The 24,601-nt window shown below is 63.6% G+C and carries 18 protein-coding genes and 3 pseudogenes; 11 read left to right on the top strand and 10 right to left on the bottom strand.

All coding sequences use genetic code 11. The annotated features are described in order from the left end of the window. Positions 1 to 4 precede the first annotated feature (4 nt). The 4 genes and pseudogenes from IQ26_RS07715 to nifH all read right to left on the bottom strand — a co-directional run. Positions 5 to 846 (bottom strand): annotated as a pseudogene (locus IQ26_RS07715) (SDR family oxidoreductase). Then, positions 833 to 1,141 (bottom strand): ferredoxin, encoded by a 309-nt coding sequence (locus IQ26_RS07710; protein ID WP_145715501.1) that lies wholly within the window; start codon positions 1,139 to 1,141, stop codon positions 833 to 835. The pseudogene IQ26_RS07715 and the gene IQ26_RS07710 overlap by 14 nt, the downstream one beginning before the upstream one ends. Before the next feature lies 1 nt (position 1,142). Further along, a complete protein-coding gene (locus IQ26_RS07705; protein WP_145715546.1) occupies positions 1,143 to 2,435 on the bottom strand; it encodes a cytochrome P450 in 1,293 nt (430 codons plus the stop codon). 150 nt (positions 2,436 to 2,585) lie between these two features. Beyond that, positions 2,586 to 2,749 (bottom strand): annotated as a pseudogene (nifH, locus tag IQ26_RS07700) (nitrogenase reductase); the annotation flags it as partial. Between the two features lie 1,527 nt (positions 2,750 to 4,276). Between nifH and IQ26_RS07690 the strand changes: the two are divergent. Together IQ26_RS07690 and IQ26_RS07685 are read left to right on the top strand one after the other, a co-directional pair. Then, entirely contained in the window at positions 4,277 to 5,068 is a 792-nt protein-coding gene (locus tag IQ26_RS07690) for a hypothetical protein (RefSeq protein ID WP_156090925.1), read from the top strand. A 431-nt stretch (positions 5,069 to 5,499) separates the two neighbouring features. Further along, positions 5,500 to 6,252 carry a GNAT family N-acetyltransferase gene (locus IQ26_RS07685; RefSeq protein ID WP_145715495.1) on the top strand — a complete coding sequence of 251 codons (753 nt, stop codon included), beginning with the start codon at positions 5,500 to 5,502 and terminating at the stop codon, positions 6,250 to 6,252. A 326-nt stretch (positions 6,253 to 6,578) separates the two neighbouring features. Here the strand turns inward: IQ26_RS07685 and IQ26_RS07680 are convergent. The 3 genes and pseudogenes from IQ26_RS07680 to IQ26_RS07670 form a co-directional block, all read right to left on the bottom strand. Then, positions 6,579 to 7,461, bottom strand: a pseudogene (locus IQ26_RS07680) (alpha/beta hydrolase). 28 nt (positions 7,462 to 7,489) lie between these two features. Next, a complete protein-coding gene (fhuB, locus tag IQ26_RS07675; RefSeq protein WP_167522671.1) occupies positions 7,490 to 9,469 on the bottom strand; it encodes a Fe(3+)-hydroxamate ABC transporter permease FhuB in 1,980 nt (659 codons plus the stop codon). Positions 9,470 to 9,527: 58 nt separating this feature from the next. After that, on the bottom strand, positions 9,528 to 10,436 hold the full coding sequence (locus IQ26_RS07670) for an ABC transporter substrate-binding protein (protein WP_240547029.1): 909 nt from the start codon (positions 10,434 to 10,436) through the stop codon (positions 9,528 to 9,530). Between the two features lie 177 nt (positions 10,437 to 10,613). On the opposite strand from IQ26_RS07670, the gene IQ26_RS07665 reads away from it, so the two are divergent. Next, on the top strand, positions 10,614 to 10,877 hold the full coding sequence (locus IQ26_RS07665; RefSeq protein ID WP_145715491.1) for a TonB-dependent receptor: 264 nt from the start codon (positions 10,614 to 10,616) through the stop codon (positions 10,875 to 10,877). Positions 10,878 to 11,106: 229 nt separating this feature from the next. Beyond that, positions 11,107 to 11,451 carry a hypothetical protein gene (locus tag IQ26_RS07660; protein ID WP_162457886.1) on the top strand — a complete coding sequence of 115 codons (345 nt, stop codon included), beginning with the start codon at positions 11,107 to 11,109 and terminating at the stop codon, positions 11,449 to 11,451. Positions 11,452 to 11,518: 67 nt separating this feature from the next. On the opposite strand, the gene ggt is transcribed toward IQ26_RS07660, so the two are convergent. The 3 genes from ggt to IQ26_RS07645 all read right to left on the bottom strand — a co-directional run bounded on the left by ggt (position 11,519) and on the right by IQ26_RS07645 (position 17,229). Beyond that, positions 11,519 to 13,252 (bottom strand): gamma-glutamyltransferase, encoded by a 1,734-nt coding sequence (ggt, locus tag IQ26_RS07655; RefSeq protein WP_145715489.1) that lies wholly within the window; start codon positions 13,250 to 13,252, stop codon positions 11,519 to 11,521. A 420-nt stretch (positions 13,253 to 13,672) separates the two neighbouring features. Next, positions 13,673 to 15,007 (bottom strand): L-rhamnose catabolism isomerase, encoded by a 1,335-nt coding sequence (rhaI, locus tag IQ26_RS07650; RefSeq protein ID WP_145715487.1) that lies wholly within the window; start codon positions 15,005 to 15,007, stop codon positions 13,673 to 13,675. Positions 15,008 to 15,126: 119 nt separating this feature from the next. Beyond that, positions 15,127 to 17,229 carry a bifunctional rhamnulose-1-phosphate aldolase/short-chain dehydrogenase gene (locus IQ26_RS07645; protein WP_145715485.1) on the bottom strand — a complete coding sequence of 701 codons (2,103 nt, stop codon included), beginning with the start codon at positions 17,227 to 17,229 and terminating at the stop codon, positions 15,127 to 15,129. A gap of 192 nt (positions 17,230 to 17,421) precedes the next feature. Between IQ26_RS07645 and IQ26_RS07640 the strand changes: the two genes are divergently transcribed. From IQ26_RS07640 to IQ26_RS07610, 7 genes are all read left to right on the top strand, one after another. Continuing rightward, positions 17,422 to 18,231, top strand: a complete 810-nt coding sequence (locus tag IQ26_RS07640) for a DeoR/GlpR family DNA-binding transcription regulator (protein WP_145715483.1) — start codon at positions 17,422 to 17,424, stop codon at positions 18,229 to 18,231. Positions 18,232 to 18,286: 55 nt separating this feature from the next. Further along, positions 18,287 to 19,282 (top strand): rhamnose ABC transporter substrate-binding protein, encoded by a 996-nt coding sequence (gene rhaS, locus IQ26_RS07635; RefSeq protein WP_145715481.1) that lies wholly within the window; start codon positions 18,287 to 18,289, stop codon positions 19,280 to 19,282. An 83-nt stretch (positions 19,283 to 19,365) separates the two neighbouring features. Continuing rightward, entirely contained in the window at positions 19,366 to 20,907 is a 1,542-nt protein-coding gene (locus IQ26_RS07630; RefSeq protein WP_145715479.1) for a sugar ABC transporter ATP-binding protein, read from the top strand. After that, on the top strand, positions 20,904 to 21,881 hold the full coding sequence (locus IQ26_RS07625; protein ID WP_145715477.1) for an ABC transporter permease: 978 nt from the start codon (positions 20,904 to 20,906) through the stop codon (positions 21,879 to 21,881). Before IQ26_RS07630 ends, IQ26_RS07625 begins: the two co-directional genes overlap by 4 nt. Continuing rightward, a complete protein-coding gene (locus IQ26_RS07620; RefSeq protein WP_145715475.1) occupies positions 21,878 to 22,879 on the top strand; it encodes an ABC transporter permease in 1,002 nt (333 codons plus the stop codon). The genes IQ26_RS07625 and IQ26_RS07620 overlap by 4 nt, the downstream gene beginning before the upstream one ends. Next, complete coding sequence (rhaM, locus tag IQ26_RS07615) at positions 22,879 to 23,196, top strand: L-rhamnose mutarotase (protein WP_145715473.1); 318 nt, start codon at positions 22,879 to 22,881, stop codon at positions 23,194 to 23,196. Before IQ26_RS07620 ends, rhaM begins: the two co-directional genes overlap by 1 nt. Beyond that, positions 23,193 to 24,563, top strand: a complete 1,371-nt coding sequence (locus IQ26_RS07610; protein ID WP_145715470.1) for an FGGY-family carbohydrate kinase — start codon at positions 23,193 to 23,195, stop codon at positions 24,561 to 24,563. The genes rhaM and IQ26_RS07610 overlap by 4 nt, the downstream gene beginning before the upstream one ends. Positions 24,564 to 24,601 lie beyond the last annotated feature (38 nt).

Here is a 24,601-nt window from a genome sequence, read left to right as displayed (position 1 = left end):
TCCATCAGCAGCTCGGCGCCGCGGCCGCTTCGGCGGTGTCGCCGGCAGGCCGCGCGGCGCGGCTGTTGCCACCGTCGGCGTACGTCGGCATATGCGCCAGCATGCCGCCGTCGATGCACACGACCTGGCCGATGATGAACGCAGCATCGTCGGAGAGCAGGAACGCCACCAGCGCGGCCACGTCCTCGGGGCGGCCGACGCGCGGCAGGAGCTGGTGCCGGCGCAGATGCCGTTGCATGCACTCGTCCAGCTTGGCGAGGAGACGCTCGGTCATGATGAGACCCGGCGCAACCGCGTTGCAGCGGATCTGCGCATGACCGTACTGGGTGGCGAGCGAGGCCGACAGCATGTTCATCGCCGCCTTCGACGCGGCGTAGGACGTCTGCGCGGTGTCACCGCTGAGCCCCTGGCACGACGACATGTTGACGATCGCGCCACCGCCGCGGGCGATCATCCGTGGGATGGCCTGCCGGCAGCAGAGCAGCGTGCCGCGCAGATTGGTCGCCATGGTCTGATCCCAGACCGCCAGGTCCAGGTCGAGGATCGCGCGGTCGTGCGGGGTCAGATGCATGGCTCGCGTTGTTCACCGCAGTCGACCCCACCGAAGTGCCGCTCCGCCGTCTCGAACAGCGCTGCCACCGCCTGCGCATCGGCGATGTCCATGGCCAGGGCCAGCGCGTGGCCCGCTTCGGCCGTGATCTGCGCGGTGCAGGCGATGGCCGCCGAGCCATCAATGTCGGCCACCACCACTCTGCCGCCCTCGGGCGCGATGGCGAGGGCGCATGCCTTGCCGATGCCGGCACCGGCGCCGGTCACCACGGCCACCTTGCCTTCAAACCGTCCCATCGTGTCCTCCTGGATTGCGTTGGTCATTCGCGGCATGCCGCTCGGGTTCCGCCGGAGAAGGCGCAGGGTCGGCGCTGGCGCGCTCGTGATCGCCAGCGTCGCTTTCGATGACCCGAATGGCGGCGACCGGGCACTGGCTGGCCGCGAGCCGCACGGCGGCGTGCAACGCCTGCGGCACCGTCGCCACGCACACTTCGGCCACGCCGTCCGGTTCGCGCTGGCGAAAGGTGCCCGGCAGCGTCAGCACGCACTGCCCGGTGGTTCCGCACAGATCCTGGTCGACCACGACGCGCATCTCAGCCCCCCGCCTGCGCATGCAGCCGCACCGGCAGCGCGCGGAACGTCCTAACGAACGCGGAGGGCTCCCGGGTCGGCTGCTCGGCCAATGCCAGCGTGGGGAAGCGCGCCTGGATCCGCGGCAGGCTCTCGGCCAACTGCATCCGGGCCAGTTGCGCACCGGGGCAGAAGTGGATGCCATGGCCGAAGCTCAGCATGATCTTCCCGTCGGTCGACATGCCAGGATTCGTGCCGTAGAACCGCGCGGGATCGAAGCGGTCGGGATCGGCGAAGGCGTCCGGGTCGCGGTTGCCGGCCGCGATCAGCACGCGCACGTCCGCGTTCTTCGGGATCACCACGCCGCCCAGTTCGATATCGCGCTGGGCGATACGCGGAGTGGCACTGAACAGGACGGGCGCGTCGCGGCGCAGGACTTCTTCGACGAATGCCTTCACCCCCACGGCGTCTCCCTGCAGCCAGTGCCGCTGTTCGGGATACGCCAGCATCGCCAGGACCGCATGGTCGATAGCCGCAGCAGTGGTGGCGAAGCCGCCCAGCAGCATGCCCCACAGCATGCTGATCAACTCCGCATCCGACAGCGTGTCGGCATCGTCGTCGTGTGCGCCGACCAGCATCGACACGATGTCATGGCGGGGATCGGTGCGCTTGCGCTGTATGAGGTCGCCGAAGTAGGCCTGCACCCTGGCGCTGGCCGCGTCCGCCGCGGCGAGCTGGGGATCGCTGGCGTGCGGGCCCAGGCCTTCCACAATGGCGCCGATGCCGGCGGCGAGCCCGAACATGTCGTCCTGGGGCAGGCCGAACAGTTCGGCGAAGGCCAGCATGGGCAAGGCCAGCGCGAATTCCCGATGCAGGTCCACCACCTCCCGTCGCTCCAGCGCGGGCGCCATGCCGTCCAGGCGCGCTGCGACGATGCGCGCGATGCTCGGCCGCAGGTTGTCGATCTGGCGCATGGTGAAATCGGGCGAGATCAGCCGGCGCAGACGCGTATGCGTCGGTGGGTCCTTCATCGCTATCGTGGACGCCATCAGATTGAGCGACAGGCTGGTCGCCGCACGCGGGAAATAGCGCGCCAGTTCGCCCGGCGCCGGTCCCCGAAACGCATCGCCCGTGGCCTTGAGCGCCCAGTAGATGTCGGCGTGGCGGCTCAACAGAAAGAGGCCCGACGCCGCGCGATGCACCGGATCGTGCTCGCGCAACCACCGCATGAACGGATACGGGTCGTGGATGCACGCTGGCGACGCCAGTTCGGCGAAGGCGTCCCGGCATGCTGCAGTGGTTTCTTGCACGTCCATCTTGGTTACCTGTTGGCTGGCTGATCTGACCGGCGCGCGCCAGGCGCGCCGGCAAATTGCGGAGAAGATCGCGATTACCGGCGGCGTCCGCGCATCACAGAGCACCGGGAACTCCTCGAACCCGCCAGTGATGATCACTGTCTAGGCATACCGCGCGGCGAGATGCAGAACTTTATCCTGCGCCTTCGAGTTCAGGATAAGGCGAGTGTGGTGGGCCTTTGAGTCGCAGCCGGCCATCAAGATTTCCTGCGCAAGGGTGGCGGTTTCGCCGAGGCCCCCTTCCCATAGAATGCTATCTGATGCGGATTTGACATTTTGCTTTTCTTTCTTCGTTCCATCGATCGCGGTGTCATCCACGAAATGAAGGTCGGTCGGCGGCTCCCGGCTCGCAACGAAGGAGTTTCAAAACTCGTGCCAATTTGGCCGACCCAGCAGAAGAAAAACATTGTGATTGCTTTTCAGCGGATTAGCCTGAGGCCAGACAAGAGCTCGGCGAAATAGGCCGGTGTCGCGGACCCAACAAAGGCGACAGAACAGTGTCGGATAGTACGGTCGTCAGACCGGCGACACTTCTTTATCAGTTGTCCTGTCCTGGAATGATGGCAGGCCACCTGACCGTATTGACCCATAGGGGAGGCCTCCTGGTTGGCTCAGGGGTTCACGTTCTTGCTACGTGCCTCGTTATCGGAGAGCATGAGGAACTGTGGGGCGGTTGTTGGCGGAGGCTCTCTGAACGGGCCTGAACCGCGCCACAGAAAGTGCCCGTTTGGTCGGCCGCAACGTTACTGCCCCACAGTTCCTCATGCTCCCCGAGATCACACCTTATCCCTGTCGAGACGCCGGCCAATCCGATCTTGAAGCTGACTGACATTGCGGCGACCATCGCCGTTGGAGGAATTATTCCTGCCGTATGGATCGGTTTTAGCTCACCAACAACTGGTGTCTGCTATGTCGGTCACCTTGGCTTTTGTGGCGTCACCCGTAAGTCCAACTGCTTGTACCGATCGCCGTCGCGCAAGCATCGGATGCGCCGCGCCGACGGCTGGTCGGACCAATCCAGAGCGGCATTATCGTCTGTATTCTTGTCTTCTCAGCTGCTGACCTCATGGTGACCGGCGGTCTTGGTTGGCAAGAATTCTCCATCCAGAACGCGGCTCTGATTGCCGAACTGGCATCGGTGCTTGCCAAATGGCACTTATCCACAGAGAGATTTTGTTGGTATCGATGTTGGTATCGGGCAGACTTGGTGCCTTTCTAACTAATTGATAAGTATGTATAATTTTCTATGCTTCGTTTCCGCCTCTGGGCACCATAAAATCCCCAATAAAATCAATGCCTTGCGAGGCGGCAAACTTGGCCACCCCAGCTCGTTCATGTCGCGCCATGTTGCAAACTGCTACCGTTGATTTCCAAGGGTTTCCTTCGACTATCGGCAGCTCCACGCGACATGAACGCGACATGGGAGGGGGAAGATGAACCTGCCGCGAGGGCTCCTCCGAATTTGCTGCATCAGTGATCTGGATCGGAGTCGTTGCCACACGGGGGTATACAGAGGTGCGGCCCCTCCTCGAGCATGGCGGTATCGGCTGCGCCGCCGGGTCGTGTCGATGGCCAGGGCGGTCGAAGAGCGAGGTGCTGATAGGGATTTTGTGTCGCCGGATGATGCGAGGGCCTCGGTGCAGGTCGGTGTCGCAACCAGCCGGATTTCCGCATTTTGCCTAAAGTTTCTCAGACATAAATTAGCTCTTCGTCATATTTGGTGGTTATATTGATTTTTCGAAGGTGCGATTCAAAAAGGAGGAATCATGACATCCCGAAAGACTCTTTTCGCCGCGTTTGCCGTGTTCGCGCTTCTGGCATCTCCGGCGCTGGCCGGGGCAGGCGGTAACGGCCATGGTGGCGGTAACGGCCATGGTGGCGGCAACGGCCATGGTGGCGGCAACGGTAACGGCGGCGGCAACGGTAACGGCGGCAACGGCAATGCTGGCGGCAATTCCGGCAATAGCGGTTCGCATGGCAAGTCGGCGTCAGCCAAGGGGCAGGTGGCCAAGGCCAAAACGGAGACTGCTGTTGACGACTCTGAGCAGACCGCCTCCGTGTCCAAGGAAAAGAATATCCATGCCAAGCTCGGCCGGTTGAACTCGCTGCAACGCAACGTCAACGCCTATATGAACTCCAAGAGCAAGAAGTTCGCTGCCGTACAGGCTTTTGTGGTGGCGTCCGCGAACGCCCAGATCGCACAGGCCGCAGCTGACAAGGCGGCCGCGGCGGCGGCCGACGCTCAGGCCCAATTGGATGCCCTGAACGCGCAGCTCGACACGTTGAACGCGCTTACGCCTGACCAGATTGCTGCCATGACGCCCGAGGAACAGGCGGCCCTGCCGGGACAGATCGCGGATCTGGAAGCGCAGGTCGCGGCTCAGGAAACCACGGTCTCGGATGCCGATGCAGCGGCTGCCGCGGCCCAGACGGCTGCCGACCAGGCCGCTGTCGGCACCGACGATGCATCGCTCGACGCGGCACTGGCCGACATGGCCAACAAGCCCGTCGACGCCGAGGTCACGGACTGGGCCAAGGGTGTGCTTGCCGACAAGATCGACCAGGTGGCCGCCAAGCTGGCTCCGGCGCCGTAAAGCCGATAGCGGCTGAAACGACCCAGTCGAACGATCAAGCCGCCGGGTTTCGCCTCGGCGGCTTTTCTTGGCCAGCGCGAGGGAAGAGGGGCGCTGTCCCGCCAGCGCCAAAAGGTTCCTGTGAGCGTCACCTGCCCTGGAGTCGGCCGTCACCACGCACTGAGGGCTTTGGTGGCGGCGATCTTCAGCGTGTCAGCCCTGCTCAATCGGCACCATCGTCGAACAGGCCCTTTCCGACTCGGAAAACCCGGCTTCAAGAACTTGACGTTGCGGACGCGAACAGCCCAACCGACCCGGCGCAGGAGTTGCTCGCGGACAAGCACCATTACCGAAGGAGCCTGCCCTACGGATGAAAGACATGTTTTCATCCGAGCCAGACCCTATTGCAGAAGAAATCGTTGCGCTGCTCAGGCGCGTTTCCCGATCCCAAATTGCGGATAGCCGCCGACGCGGATGTTGTCGTGTTTTGTACCCGGCTTCCCTCTGACGCGGAACTAGGGTTAGATTCGACAATGACAGCAGCATTGCCGCTACCGCGAACCCCGATGATGGGTCGTTACGTTACCAACGAGATGTTGATCCCGAAGACGCACGGCCCGCAGCTTTGGGAGGCATTAGGCGGCACCGAATTGAATGACTATGTGGGATTCATGAACTGGCCGATCATCTCGTCGGAGAGCGAGTTCGTCGGGCACTTGAACCAGATGACGAAGTCTGGCGGAAAACGGTCTCTGATCGACAGATTGCTCTCCCGCCCGGCCACATCGGATATCTATGCGATCGTGCGGGATGGCAGAGCGCTCGGCATCCGCGCTTACCGCTCGATCGATCTGAACCACCGAACGGTAGAATCCGGCCGCGTCATCAAATCCCGATCACTTGCCGGGACACTCGCTTCGCTGGAGTCAACCTACCTCGCCATGGTCCGCGCCTTCGACGAATGCGGCTTTCGCCGCTGGGAATCCGAAACGTCCGCGGAAAACATCGCCGCGAGGCGGTCGATGGAAAAATCCGGACTCACTCTGGAGGGCATCGCCAGGAGCGCGAGACAGGTCCACGGAAGAGACTGCGACCTCGCACGATATGCGATAACGGCCGACGACTGGCCAAAGGCGAAAGCCGCCATGGAGCGCAAGCTCTACCAGGGTCCAGCGATGGACAGTCCCGCATTGGCTGAACACTGAATGAAACCACTGCGGCGCACCGCATTGGGAAAGCGCGAACGGTCTTACGTGATCACACCACTGTCACACTTTGTCGTGCATGTTATGTTTTCCTGCGGCGGACCTGATTTCCGCTAGGCCGGCGCCGATCAGGCAACCTACCCCAACGCCCCCCCAAAAGTGGCGCCGGCCACCCTTCTCCGCCAAAGGCGTCAGCCTGCCTTGGGCGGCTTGCGTGCGATCGTCGTCAGGTCCGATAGGAAGCTGTGCGTCCTCTGCCGAGCACAGGCGAACCGTGATCGAGCAATCCTTGTCGCCGGCACTTGGCGCGCTCAAAGCCCCTGCGTTTAATGATGATGATGCACCGCGAACGCCGCCTGCACCGCTCGGTTGACCGTGACCGGCAGGATGGACATATGGTTTTCGCCGGCATGCAGTTCGAAACTGGCGCTCAGGCCGGGAATGGCGCCAAGGCGCTCTGCCATCAGGCGCGCGAATTCGTCGGTGCGCGTCAGCTTCTTGTGCTCCAGGCGTTGCGCCTCGTCCCGCAGCGCCGATCTGGAAGGGCGCAAGCTTTTCCGTCTCGTATTCGCCGGCCGACAGGATCACCTGCATTCGCAAGCCATCCGGTACGGCGGCTTCGAACGCGTGGAGAAAGTGGTCGATGGCGCGATCCTCCCAGTAGATGGCCGGGCTGGCCGCCACCCAGGTGCGGAAAGCGAGAGGGCGAGTGAACAGGGCATAGAGCGCGAACAGGCCGCCGAAGGAGTGGCCGTATAATGCCTGCCGGCCGATATCGATCCTGGCGCGGCCCGCCACCCACGGCTTCAGCTCGCCCTCGATGAAGGCGAGGAAATCTTCCGCCCCGCCGGTCCGAACCTCCGGGCCGCCATCATGGAATGGCGGGTAGGTCTTGCCCGGCGGCGGGCCGAGATCCCATGAGCGCCTGAGCGGGTCGTAGGCGCCCGCCAGGGGATAGCCGATGGCGACGATGACACCATCCTCGACATTGGTGCCGAGCGGATAACCCGCCTGCGCGCGCACGGCATCGACGGCGGTGCCGATCACGTCGTTGCCATCGGTCATATAGAGAACCGGCCAGCCGGCCTGCGGCGCTGGCTTTGCCGGCACGTGCAGAAATATCCGGTAGGGTTCGCCACCATGCGCCGGAGCAAGATCGTGGACCGTGGTGTCGGCGATCAAAGCGGGCGTCGAAATCAGTTCGGCCATGGGCATCTCTTGCACTGGAATGAGGGCGTCAGCGGCGGCGCAGCAACCACATCAGCACCGGGCCGCCGATCAGCGTGGCGACGAGCCCGGCCGGAATCTGAAGCGGGAAGATGACGGTGCGGCCGATCCAGTCGGCGGCGACCATGATCAGCGCCCCGGCCAGTACCGCGCCGGCGGCTTGCGGCAGCGCGCGGGCCAGCCCAAGGCGGCGGGCGAGATGCGGCGCCATCAGGCCGATGAAAGTCAGCGGCCCGACGATCAGCGTCGACGCGGCCGTCAGCGCAGCGACCATCAGCAGCACGAGAAGCCGGGTTTTGGGCACATCGATGCCAAGGGCCTGAACGGCGGAGGACCCGAGCGGCAGCATCTCCAGCCAGCGCATGAAAAAAAGAGCGAAAAGCAGCAGGCAAAAGGCGATGGCTCCGGTCAGAAGCGCGGCACCGGCATCGACGCCATAGGTCGAGCCGGTGAGCCAGTTGAGGAGCTTCACGGCGCGCGGGTCGCCGGTGGCGGTCAGCACCAGGATCAGCGCGTCGAACAGCGCCGTCAAAGCCACGCCGGCCAGCAGCAGGCGCTCTGGCGCATAGGCGGCGCGCCGCCCGTTGGCCAGCGTCACCAGCAGAGCGGCGAAGGCGCCGACGGTCGCCGCCGCGGTCTGGGTCGGGCGGCCCGCATCGGAGAGCGCGAACAGCGCCATCATCATGCCGAACGCCGCCCCGGCGCTGATGCCGAGCACCTCGGGGCTTGCCATCGGATTGCCGGTCAGCCGCTGCATCATCAGCCCGGCAAGCGCCAGCATCGCGCCGGCGGCAAACGCGGCGGACACGCGGGGCCACCGCCATGCCAGCAAGGGCTGCAGTTGATCGCCGAAGGCGATTGTCCAGCCATGCGGCCCCGGCCCATAGAGCAAGGCAAGCCCGAGCAGCAGAAGCAGGGACAGACCGATTGCCGCCAGCACGAGGCCGGGCCGGCCTATTCTGGGCAGGCGCGCCGCGGTGAGCGCCGGGACCTCCAGGCCAAGGGCAAGGCGGGGCAGCAGCCACAGCAGCAATGGCGCGCCGAGAAGTGCTGTGATCGCGCCGGTCGGCAGCAGGTCGCCCTGCGGCCCGGTCGCCAATTGCACCGCCTGGTCGGCGGCCCACAGAAGCGCTGCACCGATGAGCGGCGCCATGACCAGCCGCTGGCTCAGCCGGCGCGCGCCGCCGATGCGGGCAAGGGACGCGGCCGCCAGACCGACGAAGCCGATCACGCCGACAGCGGCAACGACGAAGGCGATGAGCGCGACGGAAGCAGCCAGCCCGGCGAAGCGATACACGCCAAGCGGAACGCCGAGGCTGCGCGCGCCTTCATCGTCGAGGCCAAGCAGGGTCAGCGGACGGACCATCAGGCCGATCGCCAAAGCCGCAGCGCCGATGCGCGGCAACAGCCAAAGCGTCGTTGTCCAGTCCTGCTGGCCGAGCGAACCGGCACCCCAGATGAACAGGCTGGCCAGCCATTCGTGCTGCAGCACGATGAGGGCCGCCCCGATCGCGCCGGCATAGAGGCTGACGACCAGCCCTGCCAGCACGACGGAAAGCGGCGACAGGCCCTTGTGCCAGGACAGGGCGAAGACGGCCGATATGGCGACGAGGGCACCGGCCAGCGCCACCCATTCGCGGCCGAAGGCGAGCAAGGAGGGTGCCAAGAGCGTCGCCAAGGCCAGCGCCAGATGGGCGCCGGCCGAGACACCGACGGTTTCCGGCGACGCCAGCGGGTTGCGCAGAACCTGCTGCAGGACGGTTCCGGCAAGCCCAAGCGCGGCACCACACAAAAGGCTGACCGCAAGCCTGGGCAGGAAGGCATAGTGGACGAGAACCTGCCGCATGTCCTCGATGTCGGGGGCAGTGAGCGATTGCAGCCAAAGTGCCGACGGCAGCTGCACAGTGAGATTGGAGATCGTTGCCGCCGCCGCTGCCGCCGATAGTACAGCACAGAGCAGGATCGCGCCCACCGGCTGATTGCCGAACATGCCGCGCGGCCATGTCCGCCCGGCCAGCTTGCCGTCCGCCGCCAAGGCCGCACCGTCCTCAGTCACGGGCGGCTTCCCCGGTCATCGCCTTGGCCAGGACGCGGGCGAAACGGGTGGCGGACGGAAGCGCGCCGAACATCAGGACGGCGGGAAGACGCATGATCGAACGGTTGCGCACGAAGGGCATGGCGTTCCAGACCGGGCTTTCGGTCAGCGTGCCGCCGGCACCCTCGGGCAAGGGTTCGAGATAGGCAAGGCGTGCGTCGCTCGATGTCGCCAGGCCATCGATGCCGACGGTCGAAAACCCCCAATAGTTGGTCTCGCCCGTCCAGGCGTTGCGCAGCCCGATGCGATCGAACACCTCCTGAAACAGGCTTTTTTTGCCATAGACGCGCACATTGCGCGGATCCATGAAGCTGACGACATAGATCGGCCGCGCCGAAAGTGGCGCCAGCTCCTGGCGAATCTCTGAAAAACACGCATCCGTCGCCGCGATCAGCGCTTCGCCTTCCCTTTCCTTACCGACAAGCCCAGCCAGTTGGCGGGTTGCCTCGACGGCGCGCTTATAGGGCTGTCCCGCTTCGGTATAGAGCCCGATCGTCGTCACCGGCGCGACGCGTTCGAGCAGCGGCTTGATGCCGTCGAGATACGGCATGGCCAGGATGATGTCCGGGGCAAGCTGCTGCAGCAGTTCGAGATTGGGTTCCAGCAAGGTGCCGACATCGGCGATCTCCGGCGGCAGCGGCGGTTCGACCACCCAGTTCTCCCAGACGTCGCGACCGGCAATGGCCACTGGGTTGACGCCGAGCATCAGCAAGGTCTCGGCCAGCCCGTCATCCAGGCAGACGATGCGCAGCGGCTTCGCCTCGGCCGTCGAGGACGCAATGCCGGTGAAGGGCAGCGCGAAAAGTCCGAGCGCCCCGCGCCGGGTCATTCGGATGGCCGTCTGGATGTGAGTCTTGGTCACGGTCCTAGATTTCTCTCCAGCTCATTGCACCCGTGTTTCCAGAATCTGGTTATCGCCGCCGATGCCCGGTTGACTATGAAACATGACTTAATAGTCAACATTGAAGATGACTAAAAGAGTCAACATTTGTTGCGCCGACTGAAATGGCACTGTGCGCAGGCATTGAGGGGTATCGAGATGAAGTCGAATGCATATCGTGCAGCGCGAAACGGGGCCATAGGCCAGGGCAGCGCAAGCTTCGGCGACAATGCGAACGCAGTCAGCGTGCCCGGCCATACGCTGGTCGACGCAGCGCTCCGCTACAAGAAGAATGGCTGGCAGGCCGCGCTCAATGTCTCCAACCTGTTCGACAAGACCTACTACTCGACCTGTTTTCCCGGTTCCGGCTGCATCTATGGCGAAGGCCGCGTCGTCAAGGGCAGCCTCAGTATGAAGTTCTAGGGGCAGCGGTTCGAATCCGCCTCCAGAGCGGCGGACTTTCAAGCCGAATCATACAGGCTGGCGATTCCAGTCGGTCGCCTGGAGCGAAAGGACGATCCGGATAAATCCAAAAAACGATGGTAAGCCGCCGCCAGAAAGTGTTGAAGACCGTGCCTATCGCATTGAACGCGGCGCGATCCGGTTGCGCTCGGCAAGGCTTGATGATTTGTTGCCGCTTCAAGGAGAATGAATGATGCGCGAGCCTGTCGGTCAAGACGAGTATGGGTCGGCCAACCCGTTCGACCCGGACGACCTGTCGACGTTGAACGTGATGGGTCCGGCTGTGGGCAGCAACGACTTCGAGAAATACGCGGTCGCCGTGATCATCGTGTTCGGCGCCCTCGTCATTGGCGGCCTGATGGCCGCATCCCTGACCTTTGGGCATCGTAACGGCTTCCTCTACGCGCTTGGCGGCGCCACCGCGGCGTGGATATCGGGAAATGCGCTCCTGCTCGACCGGCCGCGTATCTATGCCTTGTTCGTCGGCATCGCGGCCGTGATGCTGATTGCGTCCACGATCACCTTGGTCATCTGACGGGTCTGCCGATATTCAGGTGGTGTCGGCATCACCTGAATCTCAACAGACCCGGAGCGCACGAAATCTAATATCCGATAGCCTTGCCGGATGCGGCGCGGCTGTCGATGGCGCCGTTGTAGCGGGCGCCGCCGCCCTTCTCGATGTCGGCCAGGCTCTGGCCGCCGACCAGGATGCCGGCCGCCTGGCCCCAGGTCGCATCGGCGACATCGAGGTGGTAGCCCATGCCGGCAAGCAGTTTTTCGGTGTCCGGCGACAGGCCGAACGGTTCGATATAGACCGTGTCGGGCAGCCACTGGTGATGGATGCGCGGTGCGTCGATCGCCTCCTGGATGTTCATGCCGTGATCGACGACATTGACGATCGCTTCCAGTGTGATGGTGATGATGCGTGAGCCGCCGGGGCTGCCGATGACCATGAACGGCTTGCCGTCCTTGGCGACGATGGTCGGGCTCATCGACGACAACGGCGTCTTCCCCGGCTCGATCGCATTCGCCTCGCCCTGGACGAGGCCGTAGAGATTGGGCACGCCCGGTTTCTGGGTGAAATCGTCCATCTCGTTGTTGAGCAGGATGCCGGTGCCGTCGGCGACGACGGCGGCGCCGAACGAACCGTTCAGCGTATAGGTCACCGCGACGGCGTTGCCGTCATTGTCGACGATCGAATAATGCGTCGTCTCCTGGCTCTCGCCAAAACCCTTCGGCATCAATTCCTGCGACACGCCGGCCCGGAACGGATCGATCTTTTCGCGGATTTCCTTCGCATAATTCTTGTCGAGCAGCTTTTCGACCGGGTTGTCGACGAAGTCGGGATCGCCGAGCGCCGAGTTGCGGTCGACATAGGCATGGCGCATCGCCTCGACCATGATTCGAACGGTTTCGGCGGAACCCGCGCCGAGATAGGACAGCGGGTAGCCCTCCAGCACGTTGAGGATCTCGCAGATGATGACGCCACCGGAGCTCGGCGGCGGCGAGGAGGTGATCTCATAGCCACGGTAGTTGCAGGTCACCGGCTCGAGTTCGCGGACCGCATAGGTCTCGAAATCCGCCTTGGCTAGAATACCGCCCTTTTCCGCGCTCGCCTTGACGATGCCGTCGGCGATGGTCCCCTTGTAGAAGGCATCGCGACCTTGTTCCGAAATGGCCGAGAGCGCGGCGGCGAGATCGGCCTGAACAAGGCGCTCTCCGATGGCATAAGGCTTGCCGTCCGGCTTCAGGAAGATGGCCGCCGCGGCCGGGTCCTTGGCCAGCCGCTCGGTGCCGCCTTCGAGCGAGGCGACGTCGCCCTGCTCCAGCATGAAACCGTCCTTGGCATAGCGGATCGCCGGCGCCATCAAGTCCTGCCGCGTCAGCGTGCCGTATTTTTCCCGTGCGGTCTCGAAGCCGGCCACCGAGCCCGGCACGCCGACCGCGAGATAGCCGTCGAGGCTGGCGCCCTTCACCGGCTTGCCGTCCTTGTCGAGATACATGGTTTTCGTCGAGGCGAGCGGCGCGCGCTCGCGGAAATCGAGGAAGGTCGAGCGACCATCCTTGAAGCGGATGGTCATGAAGCCGCCACCGCCGATATTGCCGGCGTTCGGATAGACCACAGCCAGCGCATAGCCGACGGCGACCGCCGCATCGACGGCATTGCCGCCCTTCTTCAGCACCTCGGCGCCGACTTCCGACGCAAGATGCTGGGCGGTCACCACCATGCCGTGCTCGCCCTTCGCCGGCTGCGGCGAGGCGGCGAATACGGCCGCCAGCGGCACAAAGGTCAAGGTGAGGGAAAGACTGACGGCGATTAGGGTGCGGCGGTGCATGGGCGTTCTCCGAGGCGTTGGACGCGCCTAGGAAAGCCGCTTGGAGAGGTTGAGTCTACTGACATTAATGGGAAGATTCGGCGAGGCTTGCACCTTCTACCAAGACCTGGGTTCCTCGCCCACCGCGAAGCGGGGGAGAGGTGGCCGCCCACGCGTCTTACCTACGGCAAGCCCGAGGACAGGCTCCGCGGCCGGAGAGGGGGCATTCGTAGAGCGCGGTTCCCCTTCTCCGTCTCGGCTTCGCCGAGCCACCTCTCCCCCACTTCGTGGGGCGAGGAACCCAGAGCTCAATGAAGCCGCTACCCAACGCTGAAGGCAGGCGACTTTGTTCTTGCTTTGTGCCGTCAGTTATGCATTTGGGTATGGTGCTAATTCGCGCCAACGGCCCGCCTCAGGCGGGTTTTTCGTTTCAGGCCGACATCAAACGATCCCGCCGCCGCCGCTCGCAACCGCCGGCCGTTCCGCCGCGACCTTGGCCCGGTAGCCGGCGGCGCGGTAGGCGGCGACCGGATCTATGGCGCCGCCGGTGTTCAGCCGCGCCATGGCGAGGATCGGCTCGACATCGGTGCGATAGGCGGCTTTCAGCGCCTGCGTCGCCATCAAGGCGTCATTGGCGTCCTGGTAGCTTTCCAGCGCCCTGCGGTCGACCAGCAGCGCCTGCGCATAGGCGCGCTGCACCTCGACCGCCGACAGCATCAAGCTTTCGATCGGATCGGTGACGTTGTGGCTCTGGTCGAGCATGTGGGCCGGATCGAAACCTTCGGCACCGGCAAGCTCCGCATCGACCAGTTCGTTGAAGACCAGGAACAGCCGGTAAGGATCGATCGAGCCGGCATCGAGGTCGTCGTCGCCATATTTGGAATCGTTGAAATGGAAGCCGCCGAGCTTCTTGAACTGGATCAGCCGCGACACGATCATCTCGATGTTGACGTTGGGCGCATGATGGCCGAGGTCGACCAGGCAGAAGGCCTTGTCGCCGAGCTCGGTGGCGATCATGTAGTTGGTGCCCCAATCCTGCACGACGGTCGAATAGAAGGCCGGCTCGTACATCTTGTGCTCGGTGAACAGCTTCCAGTCGTCCGGCAGTCCGGCGTAGATCTCCTTCATCGCATCGAGATAGCGCTCGAACGCCTTGGCGAAATTGACCTGGCCGGGAAAATTCGAGCCGTCGCCGATCCACACCGTCAGCGCCTTGGAACCCAGCGTCCTGCCGATCTCGATGCATTCCAGATTGTGCTCGATCGCCTGCCGGCGCGTTGCGGCATCGGCATGTGACAGCGAGCCGAACTTGTAGGAAAGCGTCTGGTCCTTGGCGTCGGAGAAGGTGTTGGAGTTCATGGCGTCGAAGCCGAGGCCGAAGCGCGACGCCGCCTGTTTCAGCCGGCTTGGGTCGGCCTTGTCCCACGGTATATGCAGCGAGACGGTGGGTGTGGCCTGCGTCAGCTGCCGGATGACGGCGCAATCCTCGATCTTGTCAAAAATGTCGCGCGGCTCACCGGCGCCGGGAAAGCGGGCAAAGCGGGTGCCGCCGGTGCCGACGCCCCAGGACGGGATCGCTACGGCGAATTTTTCGACCTTGCCGCGAATAGTGTCGATGGCAATGCCGCGACGGTCGAGGCGCTCGCCGAGCGAGTCGTAATCGCGCGTGAGGTCGGCCTCGCGCGCGGCGTTGTCTTTCTGGACGACATCGGTGGAGATGATGGTTTCGGACACTGCGTTTCCTCCCAAGTGCGTTCGGTCGGCGCTGCCCCTCATCCGCCTGCCGGCACCTTTTCCCCGTATAGTGACGGAGAAGGGTTCCGGCGTTGGCGACCCCCTCTCCCCGTCCTTACGGGGAGAGGGTAAGGGTGAGGGGCAGCGCCGCCTTCAAGCTATTATCGCGTAAAACTCTGGGCGTTGCCCGCGTCGACATTGACGATGTTGCCGGTCGACTTGGCCGACATGTCGGAGGCGAAGAAATAGATCGCCTCGGCGATGTCTTCGGGGAACACCGAACGCTTCAGCATCGAGCGCGAACGGTAATGCTCTTCCAGATCGTCGGTCGACATATTGTAGGCGGCGGCGCGCTGTTCCTTCCACTCGCCGGCCCAGATCTTCGAGCCGCGCAGCACGGCGTCGGGATTGACGACATTGACCCTGATTTGCGCCTCGGCGCCCTCCAGCGCCAGGCAGCGCGCCAGATGGATCTCGGCGGCCTTGGCCGTGCAGTAGGCTGCGGCATTGGGCGATGCGGCAAGACCGTTCTTGGAGGCGACGAAGACGACGTTGCCGCCGATCTTTTGCGCCCGGAACAACCGGAATGCTTCCCGCGAAACCAGGAAATAGCCGGTCGACAGGATGTCCATGTTCTTGTTCCACAGCGCCAGCGTGGTTTCCTCGATCGGCGCCGAGGTTGCCAGGCCGGCATTGGACACCAGGATGTCGATGCCGCCGAACTCGACCGCCGTCTCGGCGAAGCCTGATATCACCTGGTCCTCGGCGGTGACATTGATGACCACCGGCCGCACGAAATCCTTGCCATAGGCTTTGGCAAGCTCGTCATTGGCGCTGGCAAGGGCCGTCTCGTCGATGTCGGCCAGCACGACGCAGGCGCCTTCGCGCAGCAGCCGGTTGGCCGTCGCCCGGCCGATGCCGCCGGCGCCGCCAGTGACCAGCGCGATCTGGCCGGCCAATGCTTTCGGTTTCGGCAACCGCTGCAGCTTTGCCTCCTCGAGCAGCCAGTACTCGATATCGAAGGCTTCCTGCTCGGGCAGGCCGACATAGGTCGACACCGTCGAGGCGCCGCGCATGACATTGATGGCGTTGACGTAGAATTCGCCCGATATGCGCGCCGTCGCCCTGTCGCCGGCGAAGGTGAACATGCCGACGCCGGGCATCAGATAGACCACGGCGTTCGGATCGCGCACATCAGGCGAATCCGCGTGCTTGCAACGGTCGTAATACGCCTGATAGCCAACGCGATAGTCCGCAATGTCGTCGGCGAGACGGGCAATGACGGCATCGACATCGGGATTCTCGGGATCGAACTCGATGACCAGCGGCCGGATCTTGGTGCGCAGGAAATGGTCGGGGCAGGAGGTGCCGAGCGCTGCCAGCGGGCGCAAATCCTTCGAATTGACGAATTCGAGCACGGCGGGCGAATCGTCGAAATGACCGAGCTTGTGGCTCTTCTCCGAAATCAGGCCGCGGATCCTTGGCATCAGTTTCGCCGCCACCGCTCGACGCGCCGGCGCGTCGAGCGACTTGACCGCCTCGCCGCCGAAAATCGGCAAACCTTCGGACCGGCGCTCGAACCACTCGATCGCCTGGTTGATCACCGAAATCGTCGTCTCGTAGCATTCCTTCGGCGTGTCGCCCCAGCTGAACAGGCCATGGCTTGCCAGCACGACACCCTTGGCCTCAGGGTTTTCAACGCAGAATTTTTCGAGCCACAGGCCGAGCTCGAAGCCCGGACGCTTCCATGGCAGCCAGCCGATCGTGTCACCAAAAATCTCCTTGGTCAGCGCCTTGGAATCCTTGGCAGCGGCAATGGCGATGATGGCGTCGGGATGCATGTGGTCGACATAGGGCTTCGGCACGAAGGCGTGCAGCGGCGTGTCGATCGAGGCCGCGCGTGGGTTGAGATTAAATGTGCAATGGGGCAGATAGCCGACCATCTCGTCCTCGTGATCGAGGCCGCGATAGAGACCCTTCAGCGCGCGCAGCTTGTCCATGTAGAGCGTGGCGAAACCGTCTGTTTTAATCGAGGCGCTGTCACCGCCCGAGCCTTTCACCCACAGCACCTCCACGCTCTCGCCGGTGAGCGGATCCTTTTGCCAGATCTTGGAAGAGGTGTTGCCGCCGCCATAGTTGGTGACGCGCTTGTCGGAGCCAAGAACATTCGAACGATAGACGAGACGTTCCGGCTCGCTCATCCCCTGGGCTTTTGCCTCATCCCAAAGATTGGCGAGGCGCGTGCCGGAGCGCTTGTCGAGCATGGGTAATCCTCCCGTGAGATGAGACGCGCAAAACAATGCGGTCAATTTTGGTCGACTGTCCACGGAAGCGAGGGCATTGTCAATCATAAACGATCAATACTGATCATATTGCGCTGCACAATGAAATTATGTGATCGGAAATGATTGACACTGCGCGTTTTGGGTGCCTAGATGTGCAGGCAGGGAGGAACCATGCACGAGAAAGAGCGCCACAGGATCATTTTGTCCGCCGTCCAGGAAAAGCCTGTGGTGACGGTGCAGGAAATGGTCGACCTGACAGACTCGTCAGAGGCGACGATCCGGCGCGACATCGCCGCCTTGCATGTGCAAAAGCGCTTGCGCCGCGTGCGGGGCGGCGCCGAGGCGATCACCCCACCCCAGTTCATCGGCCTTGCCGGCCGGCCCTTTTCCGTCAACGAGACGATCAACGCTTCGCAGAAGCGGGCGATCGCGCGGGAAGCCGTGGAACTCTGCACGGATGGCGAGCCAATCATCGTCAATGGCGGCACCACCACCTTCCAGATGGTGCATTTCTTGACCGGCCGCCGCATGCCGATCTTCACCAATTCCTTCCCGATCGCCGAGCACCTGCTCAAGCATTCCAAGAACACGGTCATGCTGTCGGGCGGCACCATCTACCGCGAGCAGAACATCATCCTGTCGCCCTTCGACAACGACGTGACACGCAATTTCTATGCGCGCCGCATGTTCATGGGCGCGCAGGGGCTCGGGCCGTTGGGCCTGATGGAAGGCGATCCGCTGCTGATCCAGGCGGAGCAGAAACTGATCGACCAGGCCGACGAGCTGGTGGTGCTGGTCGACTCGTCGAAGTTCCGCAAACGCTCGAGCCTGATCCTGTGCGGTCTGTCGCGCATCGCCACGGTCATCACCGACGATGGCATCGAGGATCGCGAGGCCAAGATGCTCGAGACCGCTGGTGTGACGCTGATCGTCGCCCGCACAACGCTAGGCAATAAGGAAGAATCTTCGCTGCAGGCCTGAGACGAACTCACGCCGCAGCGGCGATGGAATGCAACGCTCAAGGGAGGATATTCGAATGAGCATTTTGAAGAAATTGATGGTGACGGCAGCGTTGTCGGCCGCCATGTTCGTGAATGCCGCCTATGCCGAGAACGTCAAGATCGCGCTGGTGGTCAAGTCGCTCGGCAACGGCTTCTTCGACGCCGCCAACAAGGGCGCCGAAGAGGCGGCCAAGGAACTCGGCGATGTCGACATCATCTACACCGGCCCGACCAAGGCCACCGCCGAAGCGCAGATCGAAGTGATCAATTCGCTGATCGCCCAGAAGGTCAACGCCATCGCCATTTCGGCCAATGACGCCGATGCTCTGGTTCCGGCGCTGAAGAAGGCGATGGATCGCGGCATCACCGTCATCTCGTGGGATTCGGGCGTCGCGCCGGAAGGCCGCCAGCTTCACCTCAATCCGTCCGACACCAATCTGATCGGCGAGACCATCATCAAGCTTGCCGCCGACTATCTGCCGGAAGGCGGCGACGTCGCCATCCTGTCGGCTTCGTCCACCGCGACCAACCAGAATGCCTGGATCGACGCGGCCAAGAAGGTTCTGCCGGAGAAATTCCCGAAGATCAAACTCGTCGCCACCGTTTATGGCGATGACGATTCGGCCAAGAGCACCGACGAGGCCAAGGGCCTGCTGAAATCCTATCCGAACCTCAAGGCGATCATCGCACCGACCACGGTGGGCGTCGTTGCCGCCGCCCAGGTGGTGACCGACGAGAACCTGATCGGCAAGGTCAACGTCACCGGCCTGGCGCTGCCGTCCGAGTTCAAGAAGTTCATCGACAACGGCGCCAGCCAGGCCGTTGCGCTGTGGAACCCGATCGACCTCGGCTACTCGGCCGTCTACCTCGCCCATGACCTGGCGGTGAAGAAGGAAGAAGCCAAGCCCGGCGCGACGCTGTCGATCGGCCGCGTCGGCAAGATCACGCTCGACGACACCAACTCGGCTGCGATGGCTCCGCCCTTCCAGTTCGACAAGACCAACATCGAAGAGTTCTCCAAGATCTATTGATCCTGGAGCTTCAACCTTGCGCGGCGGGACCTGAGGTCCCGCCGCGGCCTCAAACGGACCTTGCTTCAGGGCTTGATACGACTATGGACACGACAGCCCAACTCAACCCGACGACTGAGCAGCCTTTGGCTCCGGCTCCGCGCCTGACGCTGTCCGGCATCTCGAAGAGTTTTCCCGGCGTGCGCGCGCTGCATGATGTCAGCCTGTCGCTCTACCCCGGCCAGGTGACCGCGCTGGTCGGCGAGAACGGCGCCGGCAAGTCGACGCTGGTCAAGATCATGACCGGTATCTACCAGCCCGACGCGGGCACCATCAGCATAGATGGCCAGCCCGTCACACTGCCCAGCGCACATGCCGCTTTCGGGCACGGCATCACCGCCATCCATCAGGAAACCGTGCTGTTCGACGACCTGACAGTGGCCGAGAACATCTTTCTCGGCCATGCGCCGCGGTCGCGCTTCGGCACCATCGACTGGCGCACCATGCGCAAACAAGCCCGTGAGGTGCTGGACACGATGCGTGCCGGCCATATCGACGCCGACGCGCGGCTGAAGGATCTCGGCATCGCCAACAAGCACCTCGTTGCCGTCGCCCGCGCCATGTCGATCGATGCGCAGATCGTCATCATGGACGAGCCGACCGCGGCGCTTTCGCTGAAGGAGATCGAGGAGCTTTTCCTGCTGGTCGAATTCCTGAAAAGCGAAGGCAAGGCGATCCTCTTCATCAGCCACAAGTTCGACGAGATCTACCGCATCGCCGACCGTTACACGGTGTTCCGCGATGGCGAGATGGTCGGCGAGGGACTGATCAAGGATGCCGGCCAGAGCCAGATCGTGCGCATGATGGTCGGCCGCGCCGTCGATCACATCTTTCCGCAGCGCAAGGCCGAGATCGGCGCGCCGGTGCTTACTGTCTCCGGCCTGTCGCACCCGACCGAGTTCGACGATATCGGCTTCGAGTTGCACAGAGGCGAAATCCTCGGCTTCTACGGGCTTGTCGGCGCCGGGCGCAGCGAAGTGATGCAGGCGATATCAGGCATCACCCGCACCAGCAGCGGCACGATCACGCTGGAAGGCAAGGCGATCATGCCGAAATCGGCGGCGGATTCGATCGACGCCGGCATCGTCTACGTGCCCGAAGAACGCGGCAAGCAAGGCGTGGTGATCGGCCTGCCGATCTTCCAGAACATCTCGCTGCCTTCGCTCAAGCGCACGTCCAAGTCAGGCATGCTGCGGCTGGCGGAGGAGTTCGCGCTGGCCCGTTCCTATACCGAGCGGCTCGATTTGCGCGCCTCCTCGCTCAGCCAGGACGTCGGCACGCTATCCGGCGGCAACCAGCAGAAGATCGTCATCGCCAAATGGCTGGCGACCGCGCCAAAGGTGATCATCCTCGACGAGCCGACCAAGGGCATCGACATCGGCTCGAAAGCCGCCGTGCATGGCTTCATGGCCGAGCTCGTCGCGCAAGGCCTGTCGGTGATCATGGTGTCGTCCGAACTGCCCGAGATCCTCGGCATGTCCGACCGCGTCGTTGTCATGCGCGAAGGCCGCATCGCCTCGGTCTACGACAACAAGGGGCTTGACGCCGAAACGCTGGTCAGGACGGCAGCGGGGATCGCGGCATGAAGGCTCTTCTCAAGTATCGCGAAGTCTGGCTGCTCGCGGCAATCGTCGTGCTGATCGGGCTGATCTCGATGCGCTTTCCGGGCTTTGCCGCCCCGGGCAATCTGCGCCAGCTGTTCAACGACACCTCGATCCTGATGATCCTGGCGCTGGGGCAGATGGTGGTGATCCTGACCCGCTCGATCGACCTGTCGATGGCATCCAACCTCTGCTTCACCGGCATGGTGGTGGCGATGCTGAACGCAGCACATCCGGCAATCCCGATCCCGTTGCTGATCGTCATCGCGCTTCTGGTCGGACTGGTGCTCGGCGCGATCAACGGCCTGCTGGTGTGGCGGCTGAACATCCCGTCGATCGTGGTGACACTCGGCACGCTCACCATCTATCGCGGCGCCACCTTCGTCATATCCGGCGGCGCCTGGGTCAATGCCGACCAGATGAGCCCTGATTTCATCGGCCTGCAGCGCGCGGCGTTCCTCGGCATCCCGGTGCTGTCGTGGATTGCCATACTGGTCATCGCGCTGTTCTTCCTGTTGATGACGCGCACCGCACTCGGCCGCTCGATCTACGCCATCGGCGTCAACCCGACGGCATCGGTCTATGCCGGCATCGATGTCGGCCGGACCAAGTTCATCGTCTTTTGCATTTCGGGGATGGCTGCCGGTCTCTGCGGCTATCTCTGGATCTCGCGCTACGTCATCGCCTCGGTCGAGGTCGCCAATGGCTACGAGCTCAACATCATCGCCGCCTGCGTCATCGGCGGCATCTCGATCGCCGGTGGCATCGGCTCGGTCGGCGGCGCAGTGCTCGGCGCGCTCTTCCTCGGCATCATCTCCAACGCATTGCCGGTCATCAACATCTCGCCGTTCTGGCAGATGGCGATTTCGGGCAGCGCCATCATCCTGGCGGTGGTGCTCAATGCGCGCGGCGAACGCCGGCAGGGCCGCATCATCCTCAAAAAGGCGGAAGCGGCATGACCGACACCCCTGCCCCACGCCACATTCCCGACCGGCTCGACAAGCCATTCAACTCGGCGATCTTCTCATGGGAGGCGCTGCTGGTTGCCGTGGCGGTCGCCATCTTTGCCGTCAACAGTTTCGCCTCGCCCTATTTCCTCGACGCGTGGTCGCTGTCGGACCTGACCTTCAACTTCACCGAAAAGGCGCTGATCGCGCTCGCCATGGCGCTGCTGATCATTTCCGGCGAGATCGACCTGTCGGTCGCCGCAATCATTGCGCTGGCTTCGACGGTGATGGGCATGGCGGTGCAGGCCGGCGCCGGCACGCCGGTGCTGGTGGCGATCGGCATCCTGGTCGGGCTGGGCTGCGGCGCCTTCAACGGGCTGCTCGTCACCAGGCTGGGATTGCCGTCGATCGTCGTCACCATCGGCACGATGAGCCTGTTTCGCGGCATCGCCTTCATCATCCTCGGCGACCAGGCCTACAAGGGCTATCCCCCGAGCTTCGCCTTCTTCGGCCAGGGCTATGTCTGGTGGGTGGTGTCGTTCGAACTGGCGCTCTTCCTCGTCGCGGCCGCCATCTACTGGTTCCTTCTGCACCGGACGAGCTTCGGCCGCCGCGTCTTCGCCATCGGCAACAATCCGGTCGCCGCGCAATTTTCCGGCGTGCGCGTCGGCCGCATCAAATTCATCCTGTTCTGCCTGACCGGACTAATGGCGGGCATCGCCTCGGTGCTGATCACCTCGCGGCTCGGCTCGACCCGGCCGTCGATCGCTCAAGGCTACGAGCTCGAAGTCATCACCATGGTGGTGCTCGGCGGCGTCAGCATTCTCGGCGGTGCCGGCAGCATTCTGGGCGTCGTGCTGGCGGCCTTCATCATGGGGCTGGTAACCTTCGGCCTCGGCCTGCTCAACGTGCCCGGCATCGTCATGTCGATCTTCATCGGCCTGCTGCTGATCATCGTCATCGCGCTGCCGATCCTGTGGCGGCGCGTGCGGCGGGAGCGCTTCACCTGATGCCCGAGAAATACGCGTTCAAGATGAAGCTCAATCCCGGCATGAAGGCCGAATACAAAAGGCGCCACGACGCCATCTGGCCGTCGCTGGTGGCGCTGCTCAAACAGGCCGGCGTTTCCGACTATTCGATCCATCTCGACGAGGAGACCAACACCTTGTTCGGCGTGCTGTGGCGGCGCGACGGCCATGGCATGGACGAATTGCCGAAGCACCCGGTGATGCAGTGCTGGTGGGCCGAGATGGCCGACGTCATGGAAACGAAGCCTAACAATGAGCCGGTGGCGGTGCCGCTGGAAACAATGTTCCATATGGAATGACCCGCCACGTCGCCGTCATCGATATCGGCAAGACCAACGCCAAGGTCGCGCTGGTCGATCTCGCCGATATGCGCGAAGTCACGCTGCGCCGCGTTGCGAACGCGCCCGTTGCCGACGGCTGCTACCCACACCATGATGTCGAGCTTCTATGGACCTTCATCCTCGACAGCCTCGCCGGGATCAACCAGAGGCAGCGCATCGATGCGATATCGATCACCACGCATGGCGCGACAGGCGTGCTGGTGGACGCCGCCGGCGAACTGGCGCTGCCGGTGCTCGACTATGAATTCGACGGGCCTGACGCCTTTGCCCAGGACTATGACGCGATCCGTCCGGCCTTCACCGAGACGGGCACGCCGCGCCTGCCGGTTGGCCTCAACCTCGGCGCACAGCTCTTCTGGCAGCAGAAGCGGTTCCCGACGGATTTCGCCAAGGCCGCCGCGATCCTTATGTACCCGCAATACTGGGCGCTGCGCCTGACCGGCGTCGCCGCCAACGAAGTGACCTCGCTCGGCTGCCACACTGATCTGTGGAACCCGTGGAAGGCGAATTTCTCGTCACTGGTCGACAGGATGCAATGGCGCCGGCTGATGGCGCCGGTGCGGCCGGCGAAGGACCGCCTCGGCCCAATCCTGCCAGCCCTTGCCATGCGAACCGGGCTCGATCCGCAGACGCCAGTATTGTGCGGCCTGCACGATTCCAACGCCTCGCTGCTGCCGCATCTCCTGTCCGACGCGCCGCCTTTCGCCGTCGTCTCGACCGGCACCTGGGTGGTGTCGATGGCGGTCGGCGGCAACAAGGTCCCACTCGACCCGGCGCGCGACACGCTGGTCAATGTCAACGCGCTCGGCTATCCGGTGCCGTCGGCGCGCTTCATGGGCGGCCGCGAGTTTTCGCTGCTGACGGAAGGCCAATCGGAAGACTGGGCAGCACAGGATGTCGAGGCGGTGTTCGCCAGGACAGCCCTGCTGCTGCCTTCGACCCAACAGGGTTCGGGGCCGTTTCCGCATCATGCGGCCGCATGGCTCAACGCCGACGGGATCAGCAATGGCCAGCGCTTTGCCGCCATCTCTTTCTACCTGGCGCTGATGACGGCAACCTGCCTCGATCTGATCGGTGCCGACGGCCCTGCCATCGTCGAGGGCCCGTTCGCCCGCAACCCGCTTTTCACGCAGATGCTCGCAGCGGCCACGACGCGTGCCGTCATTGCGTCCGAGGCCGCGACCGGCACCAGCATCGGCGCTGCCTTGCTGGCGTCGGACCAAAGAATGGTCCTGGGCAAAGGCGAAAGGATCGAGCCACCGGCTGATCCAGCCTGGGCGGATTGTGCGCGCTCATGGCGCGCGGCGGTCGAGGCGCAGAGCTGACATTTCTTGAGCATGATCTTTTCCGAAAACCGGTGTCC

The organism is Mesorhizobium tianshanense (assembly GCF_007830515.1).
Taxonomy (GTDB): Bacteria; Pseudomonadota; Alphaproteobacteria; order Rhizobiales; family Rhizobiaceae; genus Mesorhizobium; species Mesorhizobium tianshanense.
This window is presented reverse-complemented; position numbering and strand designations above follow the sequence as displayed.

What these genes read in the sequence shown, in the direction of transcription:
- IQ26_RS07710 (WP_145715501.1), bottom strand. Translation starts at nt 1,141, where the DNA reads ATGCGCGTCGTGGTCGACCAGGATCTGTGCGGAACCACCGGGCAGTGC.
- IQ26_RS07705 (WP_145715546.1), bottom strand. Translation starts at nt 2,435, where the DNA reads ATGGACGTGCAAGAAACCACTGCAGCATGCCGGGACGCCTTCGCCGAA.
- fhuB (WP_167522671.1), bottom strand. Translation starts at nt 9,469, where the DNA reads ATGTTCGGCAATCAGCCGGTGGGCGCGATCCTGCTCTGTGCTGTACTA.
- IQ26_RS07665 (WP_145715491.1), top strand. Translation starts at nt 10,614, where the DNA reads ATGAAGTCGAATGCATATCGTGCAGCGCGAAACGGGGCCATAGGCCAG.
- IQ26_RS07660 (WP_162457886.1), top strand. Translation starts at nt 11,107, where the DNA reads ATGATGCGCGAGCCTGTCGGTCAAGACGAGTATGGGTCGGCCAACCCG.
- ggt (WP_145715489.1), bottom strand. Translation starts at nt 13,252, where the DNA reads ATGCACCGCCGCACCCTAATCGCCGTCAGTCTTTCCCTCACCTTGACC.
- rhaI (WP_145715487.1), bottom strand. Translation starts at nt 15,007, where the DNA reads ATGAGGGGCAGCGCCGACCGAACGCACTTGGGAGGAAACGCAGTGTCC.
- IQ26_RS07645 (WP_145715485.1), bottom strand. Translation starts at nt 17,229, where the DNA reads ATGCTCGACAAGCGCTCCGGCACGCGCCTCGCCAATCTTTGGGATGAG.
- IQ26_RS07640 (WP_145715483.1), top strand. Translation starts at nt 17,422, where the DNA reads ATGCACGAGAAAGAGCGCCACAGGATCATTTTGTCCGCCGTCCAGGAA.
- rhaS (WP_145715481.1), top strand. Translation starts at nt 18,287, where the DNA reads ATGAGCATTTTGAAGAAATTGATGGTGACGGCAGCGTTGTCGGCCGCC.
- IQ26_RS07630 (WP_145715479.1), top strand. Translation starts at nt 19,366, where the DNA reads ATGGACACGACAGCCCAACTCAACCCGACGACTGAGCAGCCTTTGGCT.
- IQ26_RS07625 (WP_145715477.1), top strand. Translation starts at nt 20,904, where the DNA reads ATGAAGGCTCTTCTCAAGTATCGCGAAGTCTGGCTGCTCGCGGCAATC.
- IQ26_RS07620 (WP_145715475.1), top strand. Translation starts at nt 21,878, where the DNA reads ATGACCGACACCCCTGCCCCACGCCACATTCCCGACCGGCTCGACAAG.
- rhaM (WP_145715473.1), top strand. Translation starts at nt 22,879, where the DNA reads ATGCCCGAGAAATACGCGTTCAAGATGAAGCTCAATCCCGGCATGAAG.
- IQ26_RS07610 (WP_145715470.1), top strand. Translation starts at nt 23,193, where the DNA reads ATGACCCGCCACGTCGCCGTCATCGATATCGGCAAGACCAACGCCAAG.